Source organism: Shinella kummerowiae (assembly GCF_009827055.1).
Lineage (GTDB): Bacteria > Pseudomonadota > Alphaproteobacteria > Rhizobiales > Rhizobiaceae > Shinella > Shinella kummerowiae.
The window spans coordinates 229,596-249,750 of record NZ_WUMK01000004.1 but is presented as its reverse complement, the minus strand read 5'-3'; the positions used below and the strand labels follow the sequence as shown (position 1 = coordinate 249,750).

The window sequence follows — 20,155 nt, the reverse complement described above, 5'->3', positions numbered from 1 at the left end:
TGCACCTTAGTGTAGGCGCACGACAATTCCGGCTTCCTCTGCCGCCTTCAGGAATGCCCGTCGTGCAACTTTTGGATCCACGTGAGCATCGAGGGCATCTGCGCAAAGGCGTAGCGCTTCGCCGAATGCCTGACCGCGGCGTGTAGGCCAAAATTGCATGAGTAGGAAAGCGGCTTCTCGAGTGGAGCCGACAATTTGAGGACCGCCGAGTTCATCGAGATTCACGATTACGCTCGCCGGCCAGTCAACTAAAACTGGAACGCGCATCGGATATGTCCTCCTCCTAATTAACGAGCTGGGCCGTTTTCCGTTCCGCGGATTGTTGGCCTCGCTAGTGAGTGCCCTGGGCGTTTCGTCTCTTAAGCGGCCCCGACCTTGCCCCGCCGACTCGCAATCTAGGAATATCTTCCCCGCCTCCTTGACTCTTTTCCCAACGAGAACATACTAGCAACATCTCGAAACCGGAACGAATGCCTACTGTGGCAGCAACACAGGAGAACGGAAACGTGCGCGCAGAATCACACGAGCCTCGAAACGAAGTCGACGAAGCCTTGGCTTGGCACGGCGGAAACGTCCGAGCCGCAGTCGCGACGCTCCTGGCTGACTGCGCATATCTGCGATGGCAGCTTCAATTGGCCGATCGCGCCATTAGCTCAGGCTTTACGCGAGGATGGCGGCCACAAGCTGAGCGGGATTGATGGAGTGGCGAGGCGGCGTGATGAGAGCCCCGAATGGACAGACCTCGAAGCGCTCTTCGCTCCAGCACGTCCGACGTTAGGCGACCTACCGCAATTGTACGAACTCGGCGGCCACTGCTCGAGATGCGAGCGCGAGGGCGCGATTGATCGTTGGCGTCTCCAGGAGAGCGTCGGCGCCGACGTGCACCTCTATATTCTCCGGCAGTTTCTGCGATGCCGGAAGTGCGGAAACAACGGTACGAACACATGGATAGCCGCAAAGGCCGCAAGGTGATGCCCGATCCATCCGGATGGCAGCGGAAATACCAGTGGCGGCTCACATGGCCCGGGGAGGCAGACGAGGACTGGGCGGCCTACGACGGCGATCTCTATATTGGTCGCATCCATCGCGACAAGACGAGCTTAAAGGCAGGCATGTTCATCTGGGCTGGCGGCTGTTCCTCATGGTGGGAGTTTGAGCGCCCGATGCCCCAATCCGGACATGAGGCGGAGGCCTGGGAGGCTGCGAAGCGTGTTGAAGATTGGTATGATGAAGGTGTTGCTCGCGCCGGGCCAAAGCCGGATGCTCTCTCACAGCGAATAGCGGATTTGAAGGAGCGCGGCCGAAAGTTCGGTTGGTAACCCTCCCTCAAATGGCTCCTTGCCCACCTAGGCGCCCCGCCCTATCCTTCGTGCATGGCTATTCGTGGACCACTACCGATCGGTGAGGCGGAAGACCGCTTTCTCCAGTGCGAGGAAGCCCTCGAAGCCGATTTCCAGGCGCTTGTCTGGAAGGCACTCAAGGCGGGGTGGGATGAGGGCGAAGCCTGCGTGGCGATCGCTTCCTTGGCGGACCATCATATCCTCGCGCTCAAGTGCAATGACCGGACAAGCGCCTCGATAAGAAAGCTCAAAGACTGAGGGGATTGGATCGAATGTGTGGACGTTTCACCCAGATGATGTCCTGGCGCGAACTCGTCGGGCTCTACCGCCTGACCGACAAATTCCTCATCCGGAACACCGAGGCGCGCTACAACGTCGCCCCAACGCAGACGGTGCCATTTGTTCGGCTCGATGACGAAGGCAACCAGGTGGTCGACGACGGCCGGTGGTGGCTGGTCCCGCACTGGGCAAAGGAAATGCCGAAGGCCGCGATGTTCAACGCGCGTATCGAGACCGTCGATTCCTCCCCGGCTTTCCGTGACGCATTCAAAGTGCGCCGCTGCCTCATCCCCGCCGACGGCTTTTATGAATGGACGAAGAATGAAGAGGACGGCGGCAAGGACCCATGGCTGATCCAGATGCCTGGCGGCGCGCCGTATGCCTTCGCGGGCTTGTGGGCACACAACTCGAAGCTCGACGTCACGAGCTGCACGATTATCACCGCGCCATCGATTGCGCCCATCAGCCAGATCCACGACCGAATGCCCATCATCCTCGATCCAGAGGTGTTCGACGGTTGGCTGAACCCCAACACGCCCGCGGAAAACCTCAAGGGCATTCTCGGCCATCATCTCGACGGACAAATGCAGATGCATCGCGTCAGCCGTGACATCAACAGTTCGAGGTTCACCGAGCGGCCGGCGCCGATCGTGAATTCGCTATGATCTATGCGGTCTCAGCCCTGGCGGTATTCTCCGCACTGCCGGCCGCGTCCCGCCCGTCGAACTGGTCGCTGTTTGCGGCGGCGGTGTTGAACGGAGCGGCGGCTTGGCTCGCCCTCGGCATTTTTATGGGGTGGTAGGGAACCATTCGCCTTCACCGCCGTTTAACGCGCGCCACTTTTAGTTCAGCCTCTTGCCTCGCCATCCCCAGCGAGGCATTTTTTTTGGGGCTTGTTGGCCTGGAGCCGCGATGCGGATCCGACGCTGGGGGATTATGGCCCGCCGACGATCCTGTTTCAGGCGGGTGAAATCCCGGAGATGGAATAGCGAGATGGTTGACATGGACGAAAGTAGACCGGCGCTCAAGGTTGGCGACAAGGTCAGGGTCCGCAGCGGCAGTACATTGGAACGCACGCGCTGGAACGACCGAAACGCCGTGGGCATCGTCGTCGAAGTCGCGCACATTCCAGCTTTTGGCCGAGGCGTGAAAATCCGATGGCCCAACGAGGACGTCGAGCCGGCGTTCTCTGAGGCTGGTCAGTACGATCTCGTTGAGGGTGCATAAGTAGCGCAAAAGCTCAAAGTGGAATCGCGCTGGCGAAACGCTGAAACTTCAGGGCGTTGAGCAAAAAAATGACCGGGAAACCGGCCAGTCGATTCGCACCCTTTTCGACCGTCGGCGAATGCCACCTATCCGTCGCCGTCGCTTCCGGTTTGGCTGGTTATCTTCTCAGCAGGCAGCACCGTGAACCGGACAGGCGGAGAGATGACGCGGGCGTTGTAATAAATTTCGTCAGCGCCATATTTGGAGAGTCTGCTGCGACGCAGGCCGGAGGCCGCGGAGCGGTAAAGCACATCCCGCCGAGCGGCTTCCGTCACGAATACCCGGGTGCCTCAGGTGTCGCCCGGATTAGGGAGATCGATGAGCCCCCGCTTATCGGTCTCCCGCCTTAATGCCCGGCCTGCGGATCACCATCTTTTACGCGCTCGGCTCGCGTGATAATATCCACGCTGCCCGGCCGGAAGTCGGGCGCGCCTCTAGAGTCGCACCTTCGCCCCGCTCCGGCGGGGCTCTCTTTATGGCGCTAGAGAATGCAGGAGCATAGTGCGATGACGGCATGGAAGACTACGCTCCCACCTGTTGGTCTTGAGATCCTGTATGAGCGAGACGACGGAACAGTCGAACGCGGAGTTCTAGAGCGCTTCGGCCTACTTGGCGCAAATGCGTCGGGTAAGGAGTCGAGAATGCGCCCGCAATTCAAGCGTAAAGGTGTGGCCGAAATGTTCGAGGTTCGGCGATGGCGCGAGGTCAAATCATGATGTCGTGGGGGAAGTGCACGACGTTGCCAATGGCCGTTCGATAGGGCGAGCGGAACAAGCGGCAGACAACGCCGTTTGATCTGCGCGGCAAGTGATGTGCGCCCACGCTCACGTCGTTTCCCGACCCGCCGCAACAGAAGGTCGCTTCGATCCCCCTCCGAAGCGACCTTCTTTTTTTTGCGCGATCGTGCGACACTAATATCAAAGACGGTTGGGATGCCGCCACGCTGATCTTTGAAGGATTTCGGCGCCTATCGCCGTACTTTCTTGGCTCCGAGTGCCGCTACGACTGAATCGAAGCTCTCAGCCACGTAAAGAACCAACGGCGTGGGAGCGCCGTTTTCCTTACTGGGCACAGACGAGTTCACGACGACCTGGGTTCCGGCCTTGTGATCGCTGAAATGTAAAACCTTCCCGAAATCAATAGAGGTCTTTGCTCCGTCGGGTTTCGTGAGATTAAGCCACATTATCGCATGTCCTTCGTTCTTGATTTGCTTCGGAGGAGGGCTCGCAAAGCTGAGACGATGGCGGCGTTATGCTGCCGCCATGGATATTACGTCCAAGGCTATTAAAAAATTCACACCGTAATATTAGGTCAACTTCGAATCGTCGCCCTCAAGCCTGCTCGGTGGGCGGAGCAAGCTGCCGGCCTGTGTATCAGAGGCTGAAACCGTTCACCCCAGCCAGAACGTCCGATCCCAGACCGGGACCGACCCGGCAACCTCGACAATGATCCTGCGGACCCGCTGAACGACTGCCGGCGGCACTCGACCCTGGATAATGATCGCCTGCGGTTCGAACTGAACCTCGATCTTATGCTGGGCGCAGACCTCATCATACGCAATCGCGGCATTTATCGACGCACGCAGACCATAGCCCTGTGCGCCGAATCCGCCGCCGGCAGATGCGTGGAACATCTCACCCTCCCGTGTTTTCGAACATTATTGAAAACGGATGGGGTGTTCGCTCGGTTCCAGGCCGCACGGTAGACGGCGCCGATCGAGTATGCCGGCGTATGATCTTTACGCGCTCGCGTCTCGTGGTAAAATCCTTGCTGCCCGCCGGGAGACGGGCGCGTCTCTGGATCCGCATGCCTTGCCCCGCTTCGGCGGGGCCCTCTTTTTGCAGGACAATGGACCCCAAATAGGACGAGGAATCCGAGTTAGTCGACTCCCCCCTCCGACTAAGGCACAAACAAAAAGCCCCCTCCACCGTCAAGGCAGAGGGGGCTAGATCAGGAAGTGCGTCTAGTTACGGGCTTGGCCTTGTTGGCCGCCTCATGCATCCCGTCGATGCGGGTGGCCAGATGACGAACGTCGTCTCGGATGCCGGATACGGCGCCGAGGATTTCGTCCTTGATTTCTCGCATGCCTGACTTTGTGACGTAGGTCTCGGCAGTGTGCAGGCGATGCGCAGCCAGGTCTTCAGCGACCTTGTCAGCGCGATCCTTGGCGCCGGCAACACGCGATTCGAAGTAGCGCCAATACCCGAAGGCAGCGCCGACCAGCGTGACAAGGCCAAGCAGGCCAGTTAGAATTTCTGGCGTCACGGCACCACCCCGCAAAGCTTTGCCAGCTTTTCGTTCTCGCGCAGGATCTGCCGCTTCGTCTCTTCTGTCATCTTGTCTTCCACACTGGGGCGCACGGCCCGCGCGACATCGCAGAAATTACCGCTTGCCGTCACGCATCCACTTAGCGAGACCAGCGTCAACATCAGCGCTGCCCATACCTTGAACTGCATCTTCGACGCCCCTCGCCTTCTTGATTGCTTTTGCGTTGTTACGGGCCTGCTCGGCTTCAGCGTCAGCCTTGCCGCCTGAGCGCCCATAGAGGAAGGCGCCCGCGATGACCGCGACCGCGACGCCGGCCGTTGCCAGGTAGCCTTTGAATTTGAGCCAGAGAGCGCTAAACATCGACGGTCTTCCCCGTCACCGTATTCCACCAGCGCTCCAGAACGTCCCGTTTGCGATAGGCCACATAGCCAACCACGAGAATGGCCACGCCAGCGGCAATCCAGCCCCACGGCAGGCCAGCAGCGAATGCCAGCACACCAGAACCTGCCGCGCTCGAAACGCCCTTGGTGACGGCTTCCCTCACCGTACCGGCATCGCGTCGCAGCTGGCTGAGCGTGGCCGGGCCGAGGATGCCGTCGGCCACAAGGTGCGGGTGAGCTTTCTGGTAGGCAATGATGGCCGCCTTGGTCTTCTCGCCCATCCATCCGTCAATGGAGCCGGGATTGAAACCCTTCGACGTCAGGATTTCCTGCGCCTCTTTCACGACCGGGTCCGGCTTCGTCGGTTCTACGGTCGCTTCGCGCGGAACACCTTCCGGCTTGCTCGACGTCACTCCAGCATAGTTGCCATTCAGGAAGAGGTTGGCCTCCTCCTTGCGGCGGCGCGCAAGGCCTGGCAACTGCTTGCCAGATGCCGTGTTGTAGTGGCTGCCAAGATAGGCCGCCGCTTCTTTCACCAGGCCATCGCGCCAAAGCTTGGCCCACCGCCAGCCCATGGCGCCAGTGCCGAGGTTGTAGACCGCACTGACAGAAGCGTCCATCTGATGCTGCTTACGACTGGATGGGCTTCCCTCAACTACGGCTGGTTCGAATTCTGCGGCCAGTACCTCGAGCAAAATCTCATCGGACTGCACCGCGGTGATCTTGGTCTTGCCCGGCACAAGTTTCGTTATGCCGCGCTTTGCCAGCGCCGCCCGGACTGCGTCGCTAAGCATGGTGAACCCCTGCCCGATCGTCGGGACGCCGACAGGATCCAGGTAACAGGTCAGCGGGTTGCCTTCGTGGTCACGCAGAAACGCGCGGCCACGCGATGATGTGGTCGTGATTGTCATTGGGGTTCCTTGTGGGCCACCAAAGAGACTAGGCGACGGGAAGGGTTTCCCGAGCCATAAAGGTCTCCTTGGATTTTGGGATTTTACGCGCAGAGACGCGCGCGCTCCTGGATGGCCAGGGTCGTTGTCATGGGGATTTCCTTGCAGTTGAAAACGATCCGGCGCGGATCAGAGAAGGCCTAGAGAATGCTGGCTGGCCCCTCGACAACTTTGCCGCGATTTGCTCCACTCTCCCAAACTGGTGGCGGAGATCGACAAGTGACGAAATTGGAAGATCGGCTAACCCGAATCTGGGATGACATGGCCGTTAAGACGGAGCGATGGCATTCCGCTCACAATCATAAGGAAAGCGTGGCCTACCTCACTCTCACGGCGAACGCTGTGCTTCTGCTGCAGCTTCTCTCAAACCGGCACGCCGGCCCAATTGAATTAATGTACTGGTTGTATTGGAGTGGCATGATCGCATGTCACGCTTTCATGAGGCAGGAACTCGTGCAGCGACGACGGCTAGCTATTATGATAGCTGCGGCCGATGCGATCACAAGCCGGATCACATATCGGCCCGAGAGCATAACCGAAGAGGATCTCAAGGAGGTTCCCAAAGAACACAGATGGCCAATTTGGCAAATGTTTCTCACGTACATTCTGCCCTGCTTCTTCGTGAACTTGGAAAGCCTCCACAACATTTCGCATAACACACTCGGCCGCGACGCCGTTGCGTCGATTCTGGAACGGGTACGGACATTGAGGGTAGATTGGTGGCCATCTCTAGCTAGTCTCGCCATGATCGCCGTCGGCTTCAGCTCTGTTTTCTTCGGCTTCGCCTCGCTACCTATTGAATAATCTAGGGCCAAGGCTATTGGATTTGAGCCGGCGATCAACTGGCCCAGTCAGCCAGGACCGTGTTTAGGATGGCCCTCGACGAGGCATATTCGGTCGCGCTCACATCGACGTCGAAGACGAGGATGTCGGAAATCTCGCCGATGAACCGTGCGGTCGATCCTACGCCGCCATTCCCGACGGAAAGCGATGTATCGGTCAGCACGGCATTGAGGCCGGTGCCTCGCTTCGCCTGCGTGCCATTGCGCCAGATCGACATGCCGCTGATATTGGATTGCGTCACCATGCCGTAGAGGTCGGTATCGTACCAGGTTCCGGTCTGGTCATCGATCAAGAGCGATGTGCCGCTATGGACGATGCGCGCCGTACCGGAAGACCACGAAAATGAAAAGCTTTTCGCGCCGACCGCCGTTGTCGCGGGACCGACCAGCGTGCGCAGCGATGCATTGTTGTCGGCAAGCCGCGCCACGAACGCAACGGTCGCCGTCGCTGTTGGCAGGGCGAAGTCGATCGCATCGAACTCCTGGGTGCCGTCGAACTCGAACGTGTGGCGGCCAGCGAGCCCCTGCGTGAACAGCGGAACCGCCGTGCCGGGCGTGCGCAGCGTCTTGCGGTTGACACGCCCGAACCAGTCGAGCGTGCCGTCGCTGCGCTGTTCCGTGAAGCTCGGATCGGCGGACCACCAATCGATGAGGCCCGGGAGCTTGGCAATCTTCGCTCCGTTTTCGTCGGCCCGCACCGTCCCGAACAGGGATGGCGAGGAAAGAACAACGTCAGTCTGCTGATAAATGGTCATAGGTCTTCCTTATGGCATGGTGACGGGAATGCGCTGGTGCAGCATCACGTCGGGGTCAGGAATGTTGCCCAGCAATGCGCGTTTGGTGGACGCATCGCGGAAGTTGGTTCGCGGCACTGTGGCGAGCGTTCGGGTGGTGTCGTGCCCGAGCATGCCGACGCCGAGCATGTGCGCCCCGGCGATCGGCGCCGACAGGGTTATGACCGCCGTGTTGCCGGAGCGCGCGACATTCGAGATCGTGCGGAACTGCCCGGAGCCGTAACTGACCTCGATGCCGTGGTTCGTCTGTGCCGTCACCAGAGTGGTGTCGATCAAGAAGTCATCGGCCGCCCGGTTGGCGGTGGCGGTGATCGTGACGTTGCCGTCATAGACAGCGCTGGAGAAGCGCAACGCCTTCTTGCCGGTATTGCCGACCAGGCGCGTCAGGATGGCATGCCCGACCTTCTCGCCGATCTGCGCATAGCCGCGACCGAGGAAGTGCACGAAGTCCGGCGAATAGAACTCCTTGTATCGGTAGTGCGGCGTCGAGATCATGTACTTCGTCGGTTGATCCTGCTCGGCAAGCGTGATTCCTATCACCGAGTTGCTCGTCGACTCATTGTCGCTCGCCTCGCCCATCGACGACCACTGATCCACCATCCACGGCACGTCGCCGACCTGCCCGGTGATCGCCTTGATCGCCGTCGAAAGCTGGTTCATGTGGTCGATCTCGTTGTCGGCATAGGTCTGTGCCGGGGTCGTGGCGTCTGTCTGGCCATGGCTTCGCACCACAGCAAGGACGCAGAGCCGCTTGCCCATCGATGCGGCGATTGCCGTTGCCCGCGCAACAGCCGTCAGGCCGTTCGTCCAAGGCACGGTGCCAGGCCCGATTTCCGCCTGCGATGCCCCGCCAACAGCAACGGAGGCGATCAGCAGCGGAAACGTCTTGCCACAATGGAGCATCGCCATGCGCTGCATGTAGTTGGCCGCCGATGTCAGGATGTCCTGCCCGCCATACCCAAGCCGGCCGACCCGGGCCACTGCCGGTGTGAATCCGGTCAGCGTGTTGCCATCCAGCACTTGCGTGATGTCAGCGGCAGCAAGCCCCATCCGGAAATCCGAATAGACACTCGACTGGAACATCAGCGTATGGCTCGGGTAGAGGGCGGTGGTGTAGAAGTAGGCGTCCGTCCCGTTACTCCCCGCCATGAGCGACTGGCCCGTGCCTAGAAGCATGTAGATCGTGTCGGGATCATCCGGGATTTCGATGCCCGATCCGTCGCACGCCACGCATACGATGCGACCAGCACCGTACAGCGGGCGCGGGGCATAGCAGCGCATGGATTTGCCGTAAGCCGGTTGACCGCCGAAATACTCGAAGTCAGGCCCCGAAAGCACCCGACGCGTGCCGTCCGGAGAGTAGGACACGGCCTTGCTCATCCCGCCGATGGGCTCGATGCCGGTTAGCGGCATGCGCGCGATCCCGAAATCGGCAGGAACGCCATTGCGCAACCGCGCCGCCAGTGTGTCGTCCTTCGTGCCGGAAGCGATGACGAACGACGCATCCGTTAGCGGATTGATACCGGAAAGGGCATTAGCCTTGGTCAGATCCGCGAGGAAATATCCGCCATAATCGATGCCGTAAAATACCGCGCCCGACGGATCTCCAACGACATGGGCATACCGGCTGTCTGCGACGGCATCGGGCACCCGCTCCTCGATCGCGCCGATTTGCGCATCGACATAGGTCGTGTCGGCCTTCGTGGCCTCCAGATCGGCGATCCCCGCATTGAGCGCGGCCTGGTCGGAAATCTCCACAAATGTCAATGCTGTTGCGCCGATCGTGATCGGCGCCGGCGTCGTGCAGGCAAATTGTTTGCCGGCATTGACCGTGCCGGAGCGCACGAACACCGCCATACCGACCAGTTCAGCGGCCTCGTTCGCGTCAGCGCGGCGCGTCCACGCTCCGGCGCCGGAGGTGTAGATCCCCTTCAAGACACCGGAAGCGTGGTCCTTGACGAGAACATCCGTCGATGAAGTCATCACCCCGTCGACTGTTTGTTCGCCGGACAGGGTGATGTTTGCCGAGGTGGCAAGCGTGACCGGCACCTTCCACTGCAGCGCGACGGTCGAAAGGCCGCGCAACTTATCCAACTCGCTGTCGATCGTCGGCCCGACCTCGGAGCGAACGCGTGCTTTATCGACCTGATCTGGATTGGAATTCGGGCCATCCGCAAAAACGGACTTTATGACGTCGGTGACGACAGTTCCCATATGCTATTCTCCACGCGAAAACGCTCCGGCTGGTGGCCGGAGACGGTTTCAAATTTTTTGATTGATTAGATGATGGTTACTGTCACCGGGCCGCTTGTGGCGCCAGCAACGCCAGAACCGTTGAACGGCACGGCGTAGTAGTCCCACACGCCTTGCGGAGCGCAAGTACCCGTTTCCTTGAAGACGACGACGTTGTCTCCGGCACCGTCAAATGTGGCATCTCCGCGAAGTCTGAAGCCTACGCTACTTGCGTTGGCTGTAAGTCTTTCCAGATAGCTGCCATTGACAGTCTTGCCTGTGCTGTTGACGTTGGTGGTGCCTGTCAGGCTAATAGTCATCTGCCCCGCCGTGCGGGCACTCATGTCGACAGCGATACGCATAACATCGCCCGCTGCCATTCCGCCGACTGCCTGAGTCAAGTCGGAAGCGGTGCCGGCCGTCTTTTTCGCCACGCCTGCGTTCCAAGACCAGCCGCTCCCCGCCGTCCAGCCTGTTAGACTTGCAGCGAAGTCGCCATTGCTGATGATGTTGGTGCGGCTGGCATCGCCGTCCGTGTACCCGTATGTCGCCGCGATCGACGAAGCGACCGTCAGTGTCGCCAGCGGCGTATCTACGGCGATATTGAGCGCGACACCTGTTGCCTTGCGATATAACTTCACAGTCTTGAGGTGTGCGTCGTTCGCTGTCGTCAGACTGAAGACGGCATGGCCAAGATGCGGCGCGGCGGCTGTCTGCGTAAAAACCGTAAGGGCTGACGGCGCAACCGGGTCGGATGTCGTGAAGATTTCCTCGGTGATAGACCAGAGACCGTACTTACCCTTCGCGGAAATGTATGCCGCCTCAACCTCGAGCAGTTCGTCAGATGGAACCGGCGCTGTACTTACGATCATAACGTCGGCGACAATCTCAGGTTCGTGGAAGATTTGCTCAACCCACTCACCAGGAACACCAAGTCCAGCGTCCTTCAGCCGATAGCGAACAGCTAGGGATTTGTCATCGACCTCATCTTCATCGCCATCCGGAACCGGGATCGATATCCGCAGGAAGACGACACCGCTCTTTGGCACCACTTCGATTGTGTCGATTTCCGGCGTTGGAATCCCCGCAATCGTCGGCTTGGGCGGGACAGGCGGTGCAGCACCTTCATCGGTGGCCGGCGTCCAGTCGTCGATGTTCTCAGGGTGCTGGATGAAGTCCATCGTGTACCCACCCTTGGTAAGAGCGAGGACAGACCTGCGGTTTTCAATGATCGCATCGTGAAGAGACGGGAGGCCAAGCGGCGTCTCCATCCTGATCCACCGGCTATACACGGCGTTGATGCCGCAAAGCCGAACGTCAAGCGTGCCCTTCTTCTTCTGCTGGAACCGCCGCCAGTCACGAATGCCGAGCCGGCGAGCTTGCCTCCACTGGGTGCACCAGCCGTAGTCGGCCTCTTGAGCCAAGACTCGGCCAGATAGTAGCTGAGCGTCGGTGTCCTCGAAGAAGTCGGTATCGCTGGTGGTGTAGTCAGTCGCCGGATAGGTGAATTTCGGGACCAGCCGGTTGCACTCGTCTTTGAACAGGACGTCATGCTGAAGCTGATAGCCCGTAATATCCCTATCCCGCAGCGTGGTGCAGTATTCCTCACGGAATTTGCCGACCACGAACAGCAAGGCACCGTCGCCACGCTCACAGATCCAGCCGTCGCAGGCCGCCAGAATGGCGTTCGTTCCGACTTTCGGGTCGTTCTCTGCGGTGGCAAACCCGTCGCAGAGATAGCGCTTTTCCGTGCCACCTCCAGACAGCGGGACGTCCTCGTCACAGACGTCGGCCTCAGCCTTCCACATGTCGATGACCGGAAGAATTGCCTTGGCGTAGTCGCGCTTATGACCGAATTCGTTGAAGCACTGATGCCAGGCCATGATGAGCGCGGCATTGCGCGAAAACACCCAGGCCGCCGGGTTGGACGGGTCTTCGTCGATGCGATAGTCCCAGACGAATGCACCGTCGACCTCAACCGAGAGCCGCGGGGCGCCATAGGGGAATCGCTCGGTGTAGTATTTCGCGACAGGCGTCTTCGCGACCAGGGCAATAGACGCCTGTCCGTCGCCGCGATGGTTTTCCGTCCAGACGTCGTCGGCGGCCAAAGCCTCAACCAGAGGCGCATAAGCCGTTTCGGTGGGCAGGCCGAGGCGCGAGTAGACCTGCACCATGTTGCTCTTGTAACGGCCGTCGGCCAAAGCCTCGACGTTACTGTCTACGTCGAGCGTTACCTCGTCGTCGTGCAGCCAGTAGCGATTGATGGAGCTGATCTTGTGACCGGCAATAGCCTGGACGGCATAGAGATACTTGCCCTTAGAATCCCAAAGCATGTACGCGCCAGAGACGCGGCGACGCCCGACCACCCAATGGCGATAGGGGATTGCCTGCGTCATCGGCTGCTTGCCGTCGTCTGGCTTTGGCGGCTTTGGCGCCAGCAGGTACTGCAGGCCGATCGACAGCGCCGTGGTGGCGATGGCAGAGGCGATTGAGACCGCGCTTATGGACGTTCCAGCGATGCCTACAGTCGAAAAGCCAATCGCAGTAAACAGTGGCGTAAAAATCGGGTCGTAGTGGCTGGTGGTCGACCGCATGAACGTGCGGTAGCCATCCATCTCAGCAACGCGACGCTCGATGTCCTCAGAAGACATGCGTTCGTAACCGCCGCTGTGCATTTCGCGGTTGAAATAGTTCACGAAGGCAATCTCCAGATGGCCACAGCCTCGGCGCGGCATGCCACGACTCCGCGTGGCGCGATCGATGCCCAGAGCGGGCCGAAGCGAACGGCGCCAACCTCAGTCAGCCGGACTTCGCCGTAGGTCTCTCCCGCCAGCATCCGCACGAGGCCGATGTCGCCGTCTTGGGGAGCGTCGACGCGCCGGCAGCCATGGGGCGCCAGCTTCCCGCTCATGAAGGCAAGCGAGCCGCCCGCTGTGTCCAGAATGGCGTGGGCTCCCGCCCTGGTGCTGTAGGTGCCGCGCAGGCCGGCAGCGGGGTCGATGCCGATCGCGTACTGCATCCAGGTGGCAGGGAACGTTTTGCAGTCGTCGCCACCTACCCCGCCCCATCGAAAACGATGTGGCAGGCTCAAAAAGCCCTTGATGTCCATGGATGCCCCTGACGATCAGTAGTTTGGCCAGACCGGCTGAACCATTCGCGCCATGCGCGAGGTGTTGTCGCAAAACCTGTCTGTCGGAGAGAGCGCCTTTTGCTGTGCTGCGGACCAGAGCGACCGCGATGGGCGACTTCTGGTTTCGCCGCCTGAAGCGATCGACAAGCCGAGCGTTGTGGTGCGGTTTTGCTGCCCAACTACCGTGGGGCTCGCCTCTGTCGTGTGCGAGGCCGTGCCCCGCCATAGCGGGATGATGTGGCTCATCGGCTGGTAGTAGTCGTCCAGCGTGGTAATGCCGACATAGACATCAGCGCCCCGCACTGGCGGAATGCTGCTGATCAGAGCGGCACCCGTCGCGGGATCGATACCAGACATGGTGAACTCGACAGCATCAGCCGTGCCGTTCACCAGGACCTCTAGGGTCGGAAGGCCGATAAGCCGCCCGCCGCCTTGGTAGATGGCGCCACCCTCGTCCACGCTCTCGATCGTGATCGGGATATCTTCGACGCCGAACCAGACGCGGAGAGGAGGAACTGTAGCGATGTGGGTGAAAATGCCGAGTTGGTGACTTGACGCAAGCGCGTCGACGACATTGGAGGGAACCCAATCCATCAGGCCTCCAGAAATGAAAAAGGCCCGCGAGTGGCCGGAAATTGGATGCAAATGACGATCATTTTGGCCGGCCCGGCGGACTATGCCTCCACGAACCGAATGTCCTGCTTGGTCACAAAGAACGCTTCCGTTACGGACGGTAGCGTGAAGTCAGCGGGAAACCGACCGACGAAACGAGGACGGGCGAATTCAACGTGCGTGCCTGCCGTGACCGCTTCCCGCAGTGGTGGCGAGATGGCTAGCGTGTAAGACCCATTTGTGCCGGAAGGCGCCGAAATGACCTCCCAGTAGCGGTAGGCTCGCCACCCCTTGGTCGGGTGGTAGATCGAGAACCAATCGCTGTGACGAAGACGTCGGTCCATCCCGGTCGTGGTCAAGGTAATGACGCCGGCCCGCAAAGCGGCACTCGCCGTTATCTCACCCGACACGGTTGCCTGGCTGTAGCCGGAACCATCGCTGAAGGTCGATCCATCGGAGTGCGGAATGCTCGTCACGTAGGGCGCGCGAATGCCGCCGATCTTCGGGAACGGCCCCCACCAGTCGGTGGGAATTGGAACATTGACGTTCCGAAAGCTGCCGTTCAACCGAGCGCCGAGGTAGTTCACGTATTCGTGCTGCTCCTCGGTCGTAATCTTGCATCCGTCATAGGATGCAGTCAGGAAGCCGCCTCCGGATATATCAGCCGTGGCAGGCTCCCCAACCAGCGGGCGGCCACCCTCTTGAGCGCCGCCCTTCGGGTCGACCTGTACCTTTTCAGGTGCCAGGAAGTCGATAAAAACAGTCGGCAAGCCGATGAGAGCCATGGGCTACCCCCTGTCAGTGGTGTACGCTTGCTGTATGTTGCCGAAGCCCTGCCGACGCATGTGCTCGTTCTGGTCACGAAGCGCCGTCTGCACGCCCTGATTCACGAGCATGCGGACATGGTCGTCGCCGCTGGCGCCCTGAATCTGGACCGTCAGCGACGTTTCATTGCGGACCATGCGGTTCGAATTGGCAGCGGCTAGGCGTGGAGCTCGGGGGGCGTTGATCTGGTTGTTTGGGATGACTTGCTCGCCGCCACGAAAGCGGACGAGTTCAGGCCCTTTCTCGCCGACCAGAGCAATGCCCTTCGGCGCAGAGTTCGTACCAGTCGCAAATCCAGGAACGCCGTTGAGGAAATTCGAGAGCGTTGTGTTCGGCTTGAAGGACGACGAGAACAGCGAACCCCAGTCGAACCCGCCGCCAGCGCCACCGAGACCGGATGCCAGACTATTGGCGAGCCCACCAAGCCCCTTGGTCGTTTCAGTCGATGCCGCCGCCATCTTCTCGAGCGCAGCGGTCGCCGTGTTTGCGCCCTTCCCGATTCCGTCCCAGTTGCCGACGCCCACTTTCGCGGCGCCGTACCAGGCACCCCAACCGCTCTTCTTGGCGTTGTCTAGTGCGAAATCAACGCCAGCGGGCCCGTTCGCCGCAAGACGCGGATCTAGACCCGTCTGCTTCTGGAAGGCATTCCCCAAGCCGCCGCCCATGTAAAGCTGATACGGCCCGTATGATGGTTCACGCACGCCGTTCTTGACGAAGCTCGACTGGAGATTCCAACTATCCAGGCCGCCCTCGGATTTGGCAACCTTGAGGGCAATTGCCGGATCGATCCCGCGCTTGATCGCCGCCTGCGTGATGTAGGAGGCGATATCGCCCGTAGGCAGAGCCGGTAACGCCGATCGAGACACAGCGCCTACAGGAGCGGCACCAGCGCCCAACAAAGCGCCAATGGTTGTATTGGCGGCAAACGGCGCAGCACCACCGCCACCTAGGGAAGTCGAGTTGAATAAACCCTTGAGCATCTGAGAAAACAGGTTTGTCAGCTGCTTCTGCGCCGACTCCTGCAAGGCGGCCAGGAAGGTCTTACCGAAAGCCTCGCCGGTGTCACCACCGCTCGAGACAATGCTGTTGGCGAGGCTCGACGAAAAGTCGTCGATCGCCGAGTTGATCTCTTCGCTCTGCAACGATTGCCGGATGGCCTGCGCGTTCTTGCCACCCAAGTCCTCCGGAAGGCCATACTGCCGAAGCGTCGAGACAACCTGCTGGTCCTGCTTGGACAGCGATGAAAACCGCGCCGTGTTCAGCAAGTCCTGCTGGAGCTTGGTTTCCGCCAGCGCCTGCGAGTATTTCTCGTAGAGAGCAACCTTTTGCTCGATTTCCGCACGTTGTGTCGGGCTGAGCGACCGTCCTTTGTCCTCGGACTGTTGCAAAAGCTCCAATCGGAAGCGCGCGGCGTCCGTCGCAACGCCGTACTGGCCGGTTAGCTCGGTCTCAAGACGCAACTGGCCGATACGGTCGTCGGCTGACTTGATCAGGTCACGGTAGGCGTTTGCCGCCTTTTGCGCGGCAGTTTCGGCCTTCTTTCCTGCCTTGTCTGCGCCAGGCAAGCCGTCCAATTCGATAAGCGGACGACTCTCTGGCGTCGGGCCACTGAAAGGAAGCGATGTGCCCTCGCCCTGCGGCGTGCCGTCAGCGTTGCGTGCCACACCACCATAGGTGCCGCGGCTCGGATAGCGGGAGGTCCGCGCAATAGCATCATCCAGATCAAAGCGCTGCGCTGCGCGAGACGCGCCATCGATCGCGGGTATCAGTTCCTGGAATATCTTGAGCAGCGCCTCAAGCTCTGGCGTCGCGTTGTTCTTGACAACGTCGGCCAGTTCCTTTTGAGCGCGCTGCGCCAGTGCAGTTGATGCCGTACCGTCGTCGATACCCTTAGTTAGCTCATTGAATGTGGACTGAAGCGACGAAATCGCGCCAGTATCCTCGCCCATCTGAGCAATGCGAGATACGATATCGGCAATAGTAATATCGACATCACCAAGCGCCTTGCGGAGGTCATCCCACTGAGCGCTCTTGCCGATGTTTAAAGCCTCTTGAAGCTCTTGGTCGCCAGCGATCCGCTGACGCTCGTCGTTGTAAGCCTTCAGGGCTGGCAGTGCCTCGCCCCACTTGCTGGCAACAGCGGCGACGAGTTCGGCTTCCTTCTTCAGAGTTTCCTCTGATTTGGCGCCGCCCCATTCCATCGTAGAGAAATACTGAATAGCCGCTGCGCCGCCGGCCACGAGACCGATCGTTACAAGCGATACAGGGCTGACGAGCGAGGCAAAAGCCGCGCCAAGGCCAGCAATAACTTGCTTGCCATTGCCCATGGTGCCGAGCACCGAAGACAACTGCGTGCCCTGCTGAAGAGCAATTTGCAGCGGGTTCATGCCCATCGCCGAGGTTACGGCAATGTCCTGAAACTGTGCGGCAATATTGGCTGTCTGGAACCCTTGGCCTGCCCTACCGCCCTGAACAAGAGCGGCGTTCCGCCCTTTGATAGCAGCAGTGCTCGCAAGAGCCGCTTGCCGTTCTCGCTGGATTGCTGCCGTCATCTCGTCAGCAGAAATAGCCCCAACGGCGTGAGCGCGCTTGATATCGGCAACAGCCGACTTGTAATTGTTGATCGTCGCAAAGAGCGGGCTGTACTTGGCGCGAAGCCGCTCAAGTTCCTTGCCCTGGTCAGCAAGCGCCCCAGTCCATTCCTTGGCGCCCTTGGTGCCAATACCCACCATGGCATTGATGCGGTTCTGCATCGCGCTCGTCATGGCGTTGTCAATGCCACGTCCGACGGTCTCGAATTGCTTCTGGACCTTGCCGGTGGACGAAGCGACTTCCTGCTCCAGCTTCTTCAGCCCGCGCCGGATCGTCGCCACGTCAACGCCAATGGCGATAATCATGTCGTCGGTGGAGTTGTCAGCCAAGGCGGGTTCATCCTAAAATAGAGAAGCCCGCGCGAGGCGGGCTTTTATGGAGCGGTTATGAGCAACGTCCAAAACGTGAGATATCAAGTTGACTGCTTCCTGGAAGCGGGCGAGGACTTGATCGCCAAAGTCGATATCAATTTCGGAAAAGATGACTCTGATCTGGTCGGTGATAACCTGAGTATCCGCGTACGGTTGCCTCCTGATGCCAGAAGTATGCCTTTTGGAAATCTGCGAGCTCTTGCCGCAAAGACTGCATTTCAGCGTCTAAGCGATCTAGCTTCGCAGTCGGAATCTCTTCGCTGAATTCACCAGTGTCTTTCGTCATTTTCCATCCGCCCATGCCAACAACTCCGCCATCTCGCCCTTGGTCGGCGCCTTCGGTTTTTCTTCGGCGCCATTAGCCTCGTTCCGGCCGTGGATGGCCTGAAAGAACTCCGTGAGCGTCGCTTCCCAGAAGTCGGCAGGCCGCCATTGCAGCCCGCCGAAGCCAATTCGCATCCAGTCACGCCACGGGAACGGGTCTTCTTTTCGTTTTATGCCGCCTTTTCGACGGCTTCCACGTTTCCCTCGTCACCATCATCAAAGTGATGCGCCAGCGCCGCGGAGAACGCCGCTGCGCATGCCGGGAAGTGCTTCAGCCTCAAGCTGTCGATGGCTGCCAGACGATCGCCCTTGACGGTCAGTAGTTCGATGCCGGCCAGCGTAGCAGCAGCCTCGACGCCAGACAGTCGGACAAACAGATCCTGAAAAGACTTACACTCCAACCGCGTCGACACCGCGGAAAGACCGCCCATCGTCGCAGCAATCACCAGCGGAACGTCGCCGATCCACAGGGCAACCTCCCCGCGCGCGCCATTGACCTGCAGCGGGAAGGGTTTTTTCTCTGTTGCCACCGGCTTTTTCTCCTCTTCAGCCATGGATTAGACCTCGGCCGTAAACGTCAGAGCATCAGCAGCCTCAAACGAACCACTGAACTGGAGATCGTCTTCCATGCTGCCGTCGAGGGTGAAGTTTGCTGCGAAGAACGAGCCTTCGTAGGTGCCGAGACCGGGCACGACCACCTGCGCGTTAAAGACCGTCGCGTCGTTCACATGAACCATGAACGCCTTCATGGCAGCACTCGACACGAACGTGCCGGAGCCGGAGAAGGTGCGGCTCACAATGCCGGGACGGCTGGTCTTCTGAACCGGGCCGCCAGGGTTGGTGCAGCTAGGCTTGGTCGTGTCGACCGAGTTTGCCGAAAGGTCGAAACTGCGATCCTTGAGGCCGCAGAGATTGGTAAAGACTTCCGGGCCGGGGCTGGCTCCATCGCCGAGCTTGATCAGAAGTAGCCGGCCGAGTTGTTCACCTGCCATAATTTCTCCTTCGCCGGGCGCGCCGGACGTTCTTCAGTGTGATTTTGAGGAATGCCCGGCCTAGGCCAGCGGCTTGTGTACCGACGCCGCGAAATCAATTACGGCGTGGCTGGTTAGCCCGTCAGGATCGCGGAAAACGCGCGTCTGTCGGTGCATGATCGAAACAAGGTGGTTTGTCGGAAGCGCTAAAGGCGCGAGGTGCAGTGATTCTGCCACTGCATCCGCCACTCTCCGGACCTCTGGGTATCCAACGGCTCGCGACCAAGCGTGCATGGTCAGATAAACATCCCCGCCGCTAATACAGGTGGCGTCATCTCGGATGAATTGCGCCTCGCCTATGGTAGCGTATGGAAACACCGCGTTGTCAGGTGGATCATCGTAGATCCGCCCGCCGGCCACCTGCAAGAATGCAGCATCTGCCTTCAGCCTGGCGACAATCGCACCCTGCAGTTCGTATTCGGGACTCATTTCTTCATGGCCTCCCGAACGCCCTTGTTCACCGCGGCGCGAATGCGCTTCATGATTTTTGGCTTCATCGCCCGATACACAGGAAAGATATGTGGCTGCGCTCGTGTGCCCGGATGCTGCGTGCCTCCGCCTTCGCGGTGCGTCGCCTGCCCCAACACTGTGCCGCCACCTTTTGCCGTGTTGTGTGGCGCAGTCCCAAACTCCAGAAACCGCCAGATGTATTCGGCGAACAGCCCAACAGCCGTCGGATCCTTGGCCGCGGCCTTGCTGACACGTTCCTGATGCGGGCGATTGGCTAGCTCGTCGGCCTCGATGCTTTCCATATATTCCAGCGTCGCGCCCGTAGGCGCCTGCCGACGGATAGCTTCGGCCAGTTCATCACCGGCCTTCCGCTTGGCTTCGGTGGCGTACTTGGCCACATTGGGCGCAACCTCTGTCAGGCGGCGAAATAGCGCGTCCTTGCCGGTTATGGTGGCCTTCAGCGCCATGT

22 protein-coding genes are annotated in these 20,155 nt (G+C 60.0%); 5 read left to right on the top strand and 17 right to left on the bottom strand.

Annotated elements, in window-relative coordinates:
• Nucleotides 1-6: 6 nt before the first annotated feature.
• Nucleotides 7-267 (bottom strand): DUF982 domain-containing protein, encoded by a 261-nt coding sequence (locus tag GR138_RS12065; protein ID WP_160859502.1) that lies wholly within the window; start codon nucleotides 265-267, stop codon nucleotides 7-9.
• Between the two features lie 677 nt (nucleotides 268-944).
• On the opposite strand from GR138_RS12065, the gene GR138_RS12060 reads away from it, so the two are divergent.
• The 3 genes from GR138_RS12060 to GR138_RS12050 all read left to right on the top strand — a co-directional run bounded on the left by GR138_RS12060 (nucleotide 945) and on the right by GR138_RS12050 (nucleotide 2,846).
• Complete coding sequence (locus GR138_RS12060) at nucleotides 945-1,319, top strand: hypothetical protein (RefSeq protein ID WP_160859501.1); 375 nt, start codon at nucleotides 945-947, stop codon at nucleotides 1,317-1,319.
• Between the two features lie 293 nt (nucleotides 1,320-1,612).
• Entirely contained in the window at nucleotides 1,613-2,284 is a 672-nt protein-coding gene (locus tag GR138_RS12055; protein WP_160859500.1) for an SOS response-associated peptidase, read from the top strand.
• 328 nt (nucleotides 2,285-2,612) lie between these two features.
• Nucleotides 2,613-2,846 carry a hypothetical protein gene (locus tag GR138_RS12050; RefSeq protein WP_160859499.1) on the top strand — a complete coding sequence of 78 codons (234 nt, stop codon included), beginning with the start codon at nucleotides 2,613-2,615 and terminating at the stop codon, nucleotides 2,844-2,846.
• A 1,429-nt stretch (nucleotides 2,847-4,275) separates the two neighbouring features.
• On the opposite strand, the gene GR138_RS12045 is transcribed toward GR138_RS12050, so the two are convergent.
• From GR138_RS12045 to GR138_RS12035, 4 genes are all read right to left on the bottom strand, one after another.
• The gene (locus GR138_RS12045) at nucleotides 4,276-4,518 is read right to left on the bottom strand and encodes a hypothetical protein (RefSeq protein WP_160859498.1); all 243 of its coding nucleotides are present in this window, start codon (nucleotides 4,516-4,518) and stop codon (nucleotides 4,276-4,278) included.
• Between the two features lie 317 nt (nucleotides 4,519-4,835).
• Nucleotides 4,836-5,150, bottom strand: coding sequence for a hypothetical protein (locus tag GR138_RS12040; protein WP_160859497.1), 315 nt, complete (start codon nucleotides 5,148-5,150; stop codon nucleotides 4,836-4,838).
• Nucleotides 5,147-5,341 carry a hypothetical protein gene (locus tag GR138_RS30250; protein ID WP_202402647.1) on the bottom strand — a complete coding sequence of 65 codons (195 nt, stop codon included), beginning with the start codon at nucleotides 5,339-5,341 and terminating at the stop codon, nucleotides 5,147-5,149. The genes GR138_RS12040 and GR138_RS30250 overlap by 4 nt, the downstream gene beginning before the upstream one ends.
• Before the next feature lie 164 nt (nucleotides 5,342-5,505).
• Nucleotides 5,506-6,444: a glycoside hydrolase family protein gene (locus tag GR138_RS12035; RefSeq protein WP_160859496.1), complete on the bottom strand. Its 939-nt coding sequence runs from the start codon at nucleotides 6,442-6,444 to the stop codon at nucleotides 5,506-5,508.
• A 258-nt stretch (nucleotides 6,445-6,702) separates the two neighbouring features.
• Between GR138_RS12035 and GR138_RS12030 the strand changes: the two genes are divergently transcribed.
• Nucleotides 6,703-7,287: a hypothetical protein gene (locus tag GR138_RS12030; RefSeq protein WP_160859495.1), complete on the top strand. Its 585-nt coding sequence runs from the start codon at nucleotides 6,703-6,705 to the stop codon at nucleotides 7,285-7,287.
• Between the two features lie 34 nt (nucleotides 7,288-7,321).
• On the opposite strand, the gene GR138_RS12025 is transcribed toward GR138_RS12030, so the two are convergent.
• From GR138_RS12025 to GR138_RS11995, 7 genes are all read right to left on the bottom strand, one after another.
• The gene (locus GR138_RS12025) at nucleotides 7,322-8,080 is read right to left on the bottom strand and encodes a LamG domain-containing protein (RefSeq protein WP_160859494.1); all 759 of its coding nucleotides are present in this window, start codon (nucleotides 8,078-8,080) and stop codon (nucleotides 7,322-7,324) included.
• 9 nt (nucleotides 8,081-8,089) lie between these two features.
• A complete protein-coding gene (locus GR138_RS12020) occupies nucleotides 8,090-10,333 on the bottom strand; it encodes a hypothetical protein (RefSeq protein ID WP_160859493.1) in 2,244 nt (747 codons plus the stop codon).
• A 65-nt stretch (nucleotides 10,334-10,398) separates the two neighbouring features.
• Entirely contained in the window at nucleotides 10,399-13,047 is a 2,649-nt protein-coding gene (locus GR138_RS12015) for a phage tail protein (protein ID WP_338091077.1), read from the bottom strand.
• On the bottom strand, nucleotides 13,044-13,460 hold the full coding sequence (locus GR138_RS12010) for a DUF6950 family protein (RefSeq protein WP_160859492.1): 417 nt from the start codon (nucleotides 13,458-13,460) through the stop codon (nucleotides 13,044-13,046). Before GR138_RS12010 ends, GR138_RS12015 begins: the two co-directional genes overlap by 4 nt.
• A gap of 15 nt (nucleotides 13,461-13,475) precedes the next feature.
• Entirely contained in the window at nucleotides 13,476-14,075 is a 600-nt protein-coding gene (locus tag GR138_RS12005; protein ID WP_160859491.1) for a hypothetical protein, read from the bottom strand.
• An 80-nt stretch (nucleotides 14,076-14,155) separates the two neighbouring features.
• Entirely contained in the window at nucleotides 14,156-14,878 is a 723-nt protein-coding gene (locus GR138_RS12000) for a hypothetical protein (RefSeq protein ID WP_160859490.1), read from the bottom strand.
• A 3-nt stretch (nucleotides 14,879-14,881) separates the two neighbouring features.
• A complete protein-coding gene (locus GR138_RS11995) occupies nucleotides 14,882-17,839 on the bottom strand; it encodes a phage tail length tape measure family protein (RefSeq protein WP_160859489.1) in 2,958 nt (985 codons plus the stop codon).
• A 57-nt stretch (nucleotides 17,840-17,896) separates the two neighbouring features.
• Between GR138_RS11995 and GR138_RS11990 the strand changes: the two genes are divergently transcribed.
• Nucleotides 17,897-18,145, top strand: coding sequence for a hypothetical protein (locus GR138_RS11990; RefSeq protein ID WP_160859488.1), 249 nt, complete (start codon nucleotides 17,897-17,899; stop codon nucleotides 18,143-18,145).
• Nucleotides 18,146-18,163: 18 nt separating this feature from the next.
• Here the strand turns inward: GR138_RS11990 and GR138_RS11985 are convergent, their stop codons facing one another.
• From GR138_RS11985 to GR138_RS11965, 5 genes are read right to left on the bottom strand one after another with little or no spacing between them, the layout of a single operon-like run.
• Entirely contained in the window at nucleotides 18,164-18,379 is a 216-nt protein-coding gene (locus GR138_RS11985; protein ID WP_338091088.1) for a phage tail assembly chaperone, read from the bottom strand.
• Nucleotides 18,376-18,759, bottom strand: a complete 384-nt coding sequence (locus tag GR138_RS11980) for a hypothetical protein (protein ID WP_202402623.1) — start codon at nucleotides 18,757-18,759, stop codon at nucleotides 18,376-18,378. Before GR138_RS11980 ends, GR138_RS11985 begins: the two co-directional genes overlap by 4 nt.
• Nucleotides 18,760-18,762: 3 nt before the next feature.
• Nucleotides 18,763-19,197, bottom strand: a complete 435-nt coding sequence (locus GR138_RS11975; RefSeq protein WP_202402622.1) for a phage tail tube protein — start codon at nucleotides 19,195-19,197, stop codon at nucleotides 18,763-18,765.
• A gap of 60 nt (nucleotides 19,198-19,257) precedes the next feature.
• Nucleotides 19,258-19,665 carry a DUF3168 domain-containing protein gene (locus GR138_RS11970; protein WP_160859486.1) on the bottom strand — a complete coding sequence of 136 codons (408 nt, stop codon included), beginning with the start codon at nucleotides 19,663-19,665 and terminating at the stop codon, nucleotides 19,258-19,260.
• Nucleotides 19,662-20,153 carry an HK97 gp10 family phage protein gene (locus GR138_RS11965; RefSeq protein ID WP_160859485.1) on the bottom strand — a complete coding sequence of 164 codons (492 nt, stop codon included), beginning with the start codon at nucleotides 20,151-20,153 and terminating at the stop codon, nucleotides 19,662-19,664. The genes GR138_RS11970 and GR138_RS11965 overlap by 4 nt, the downstream gene beginning before the upstream one ends.
• Between the last annotated feature and the right edge of the window lie 2 nt (nucleotides 20,154-20,155).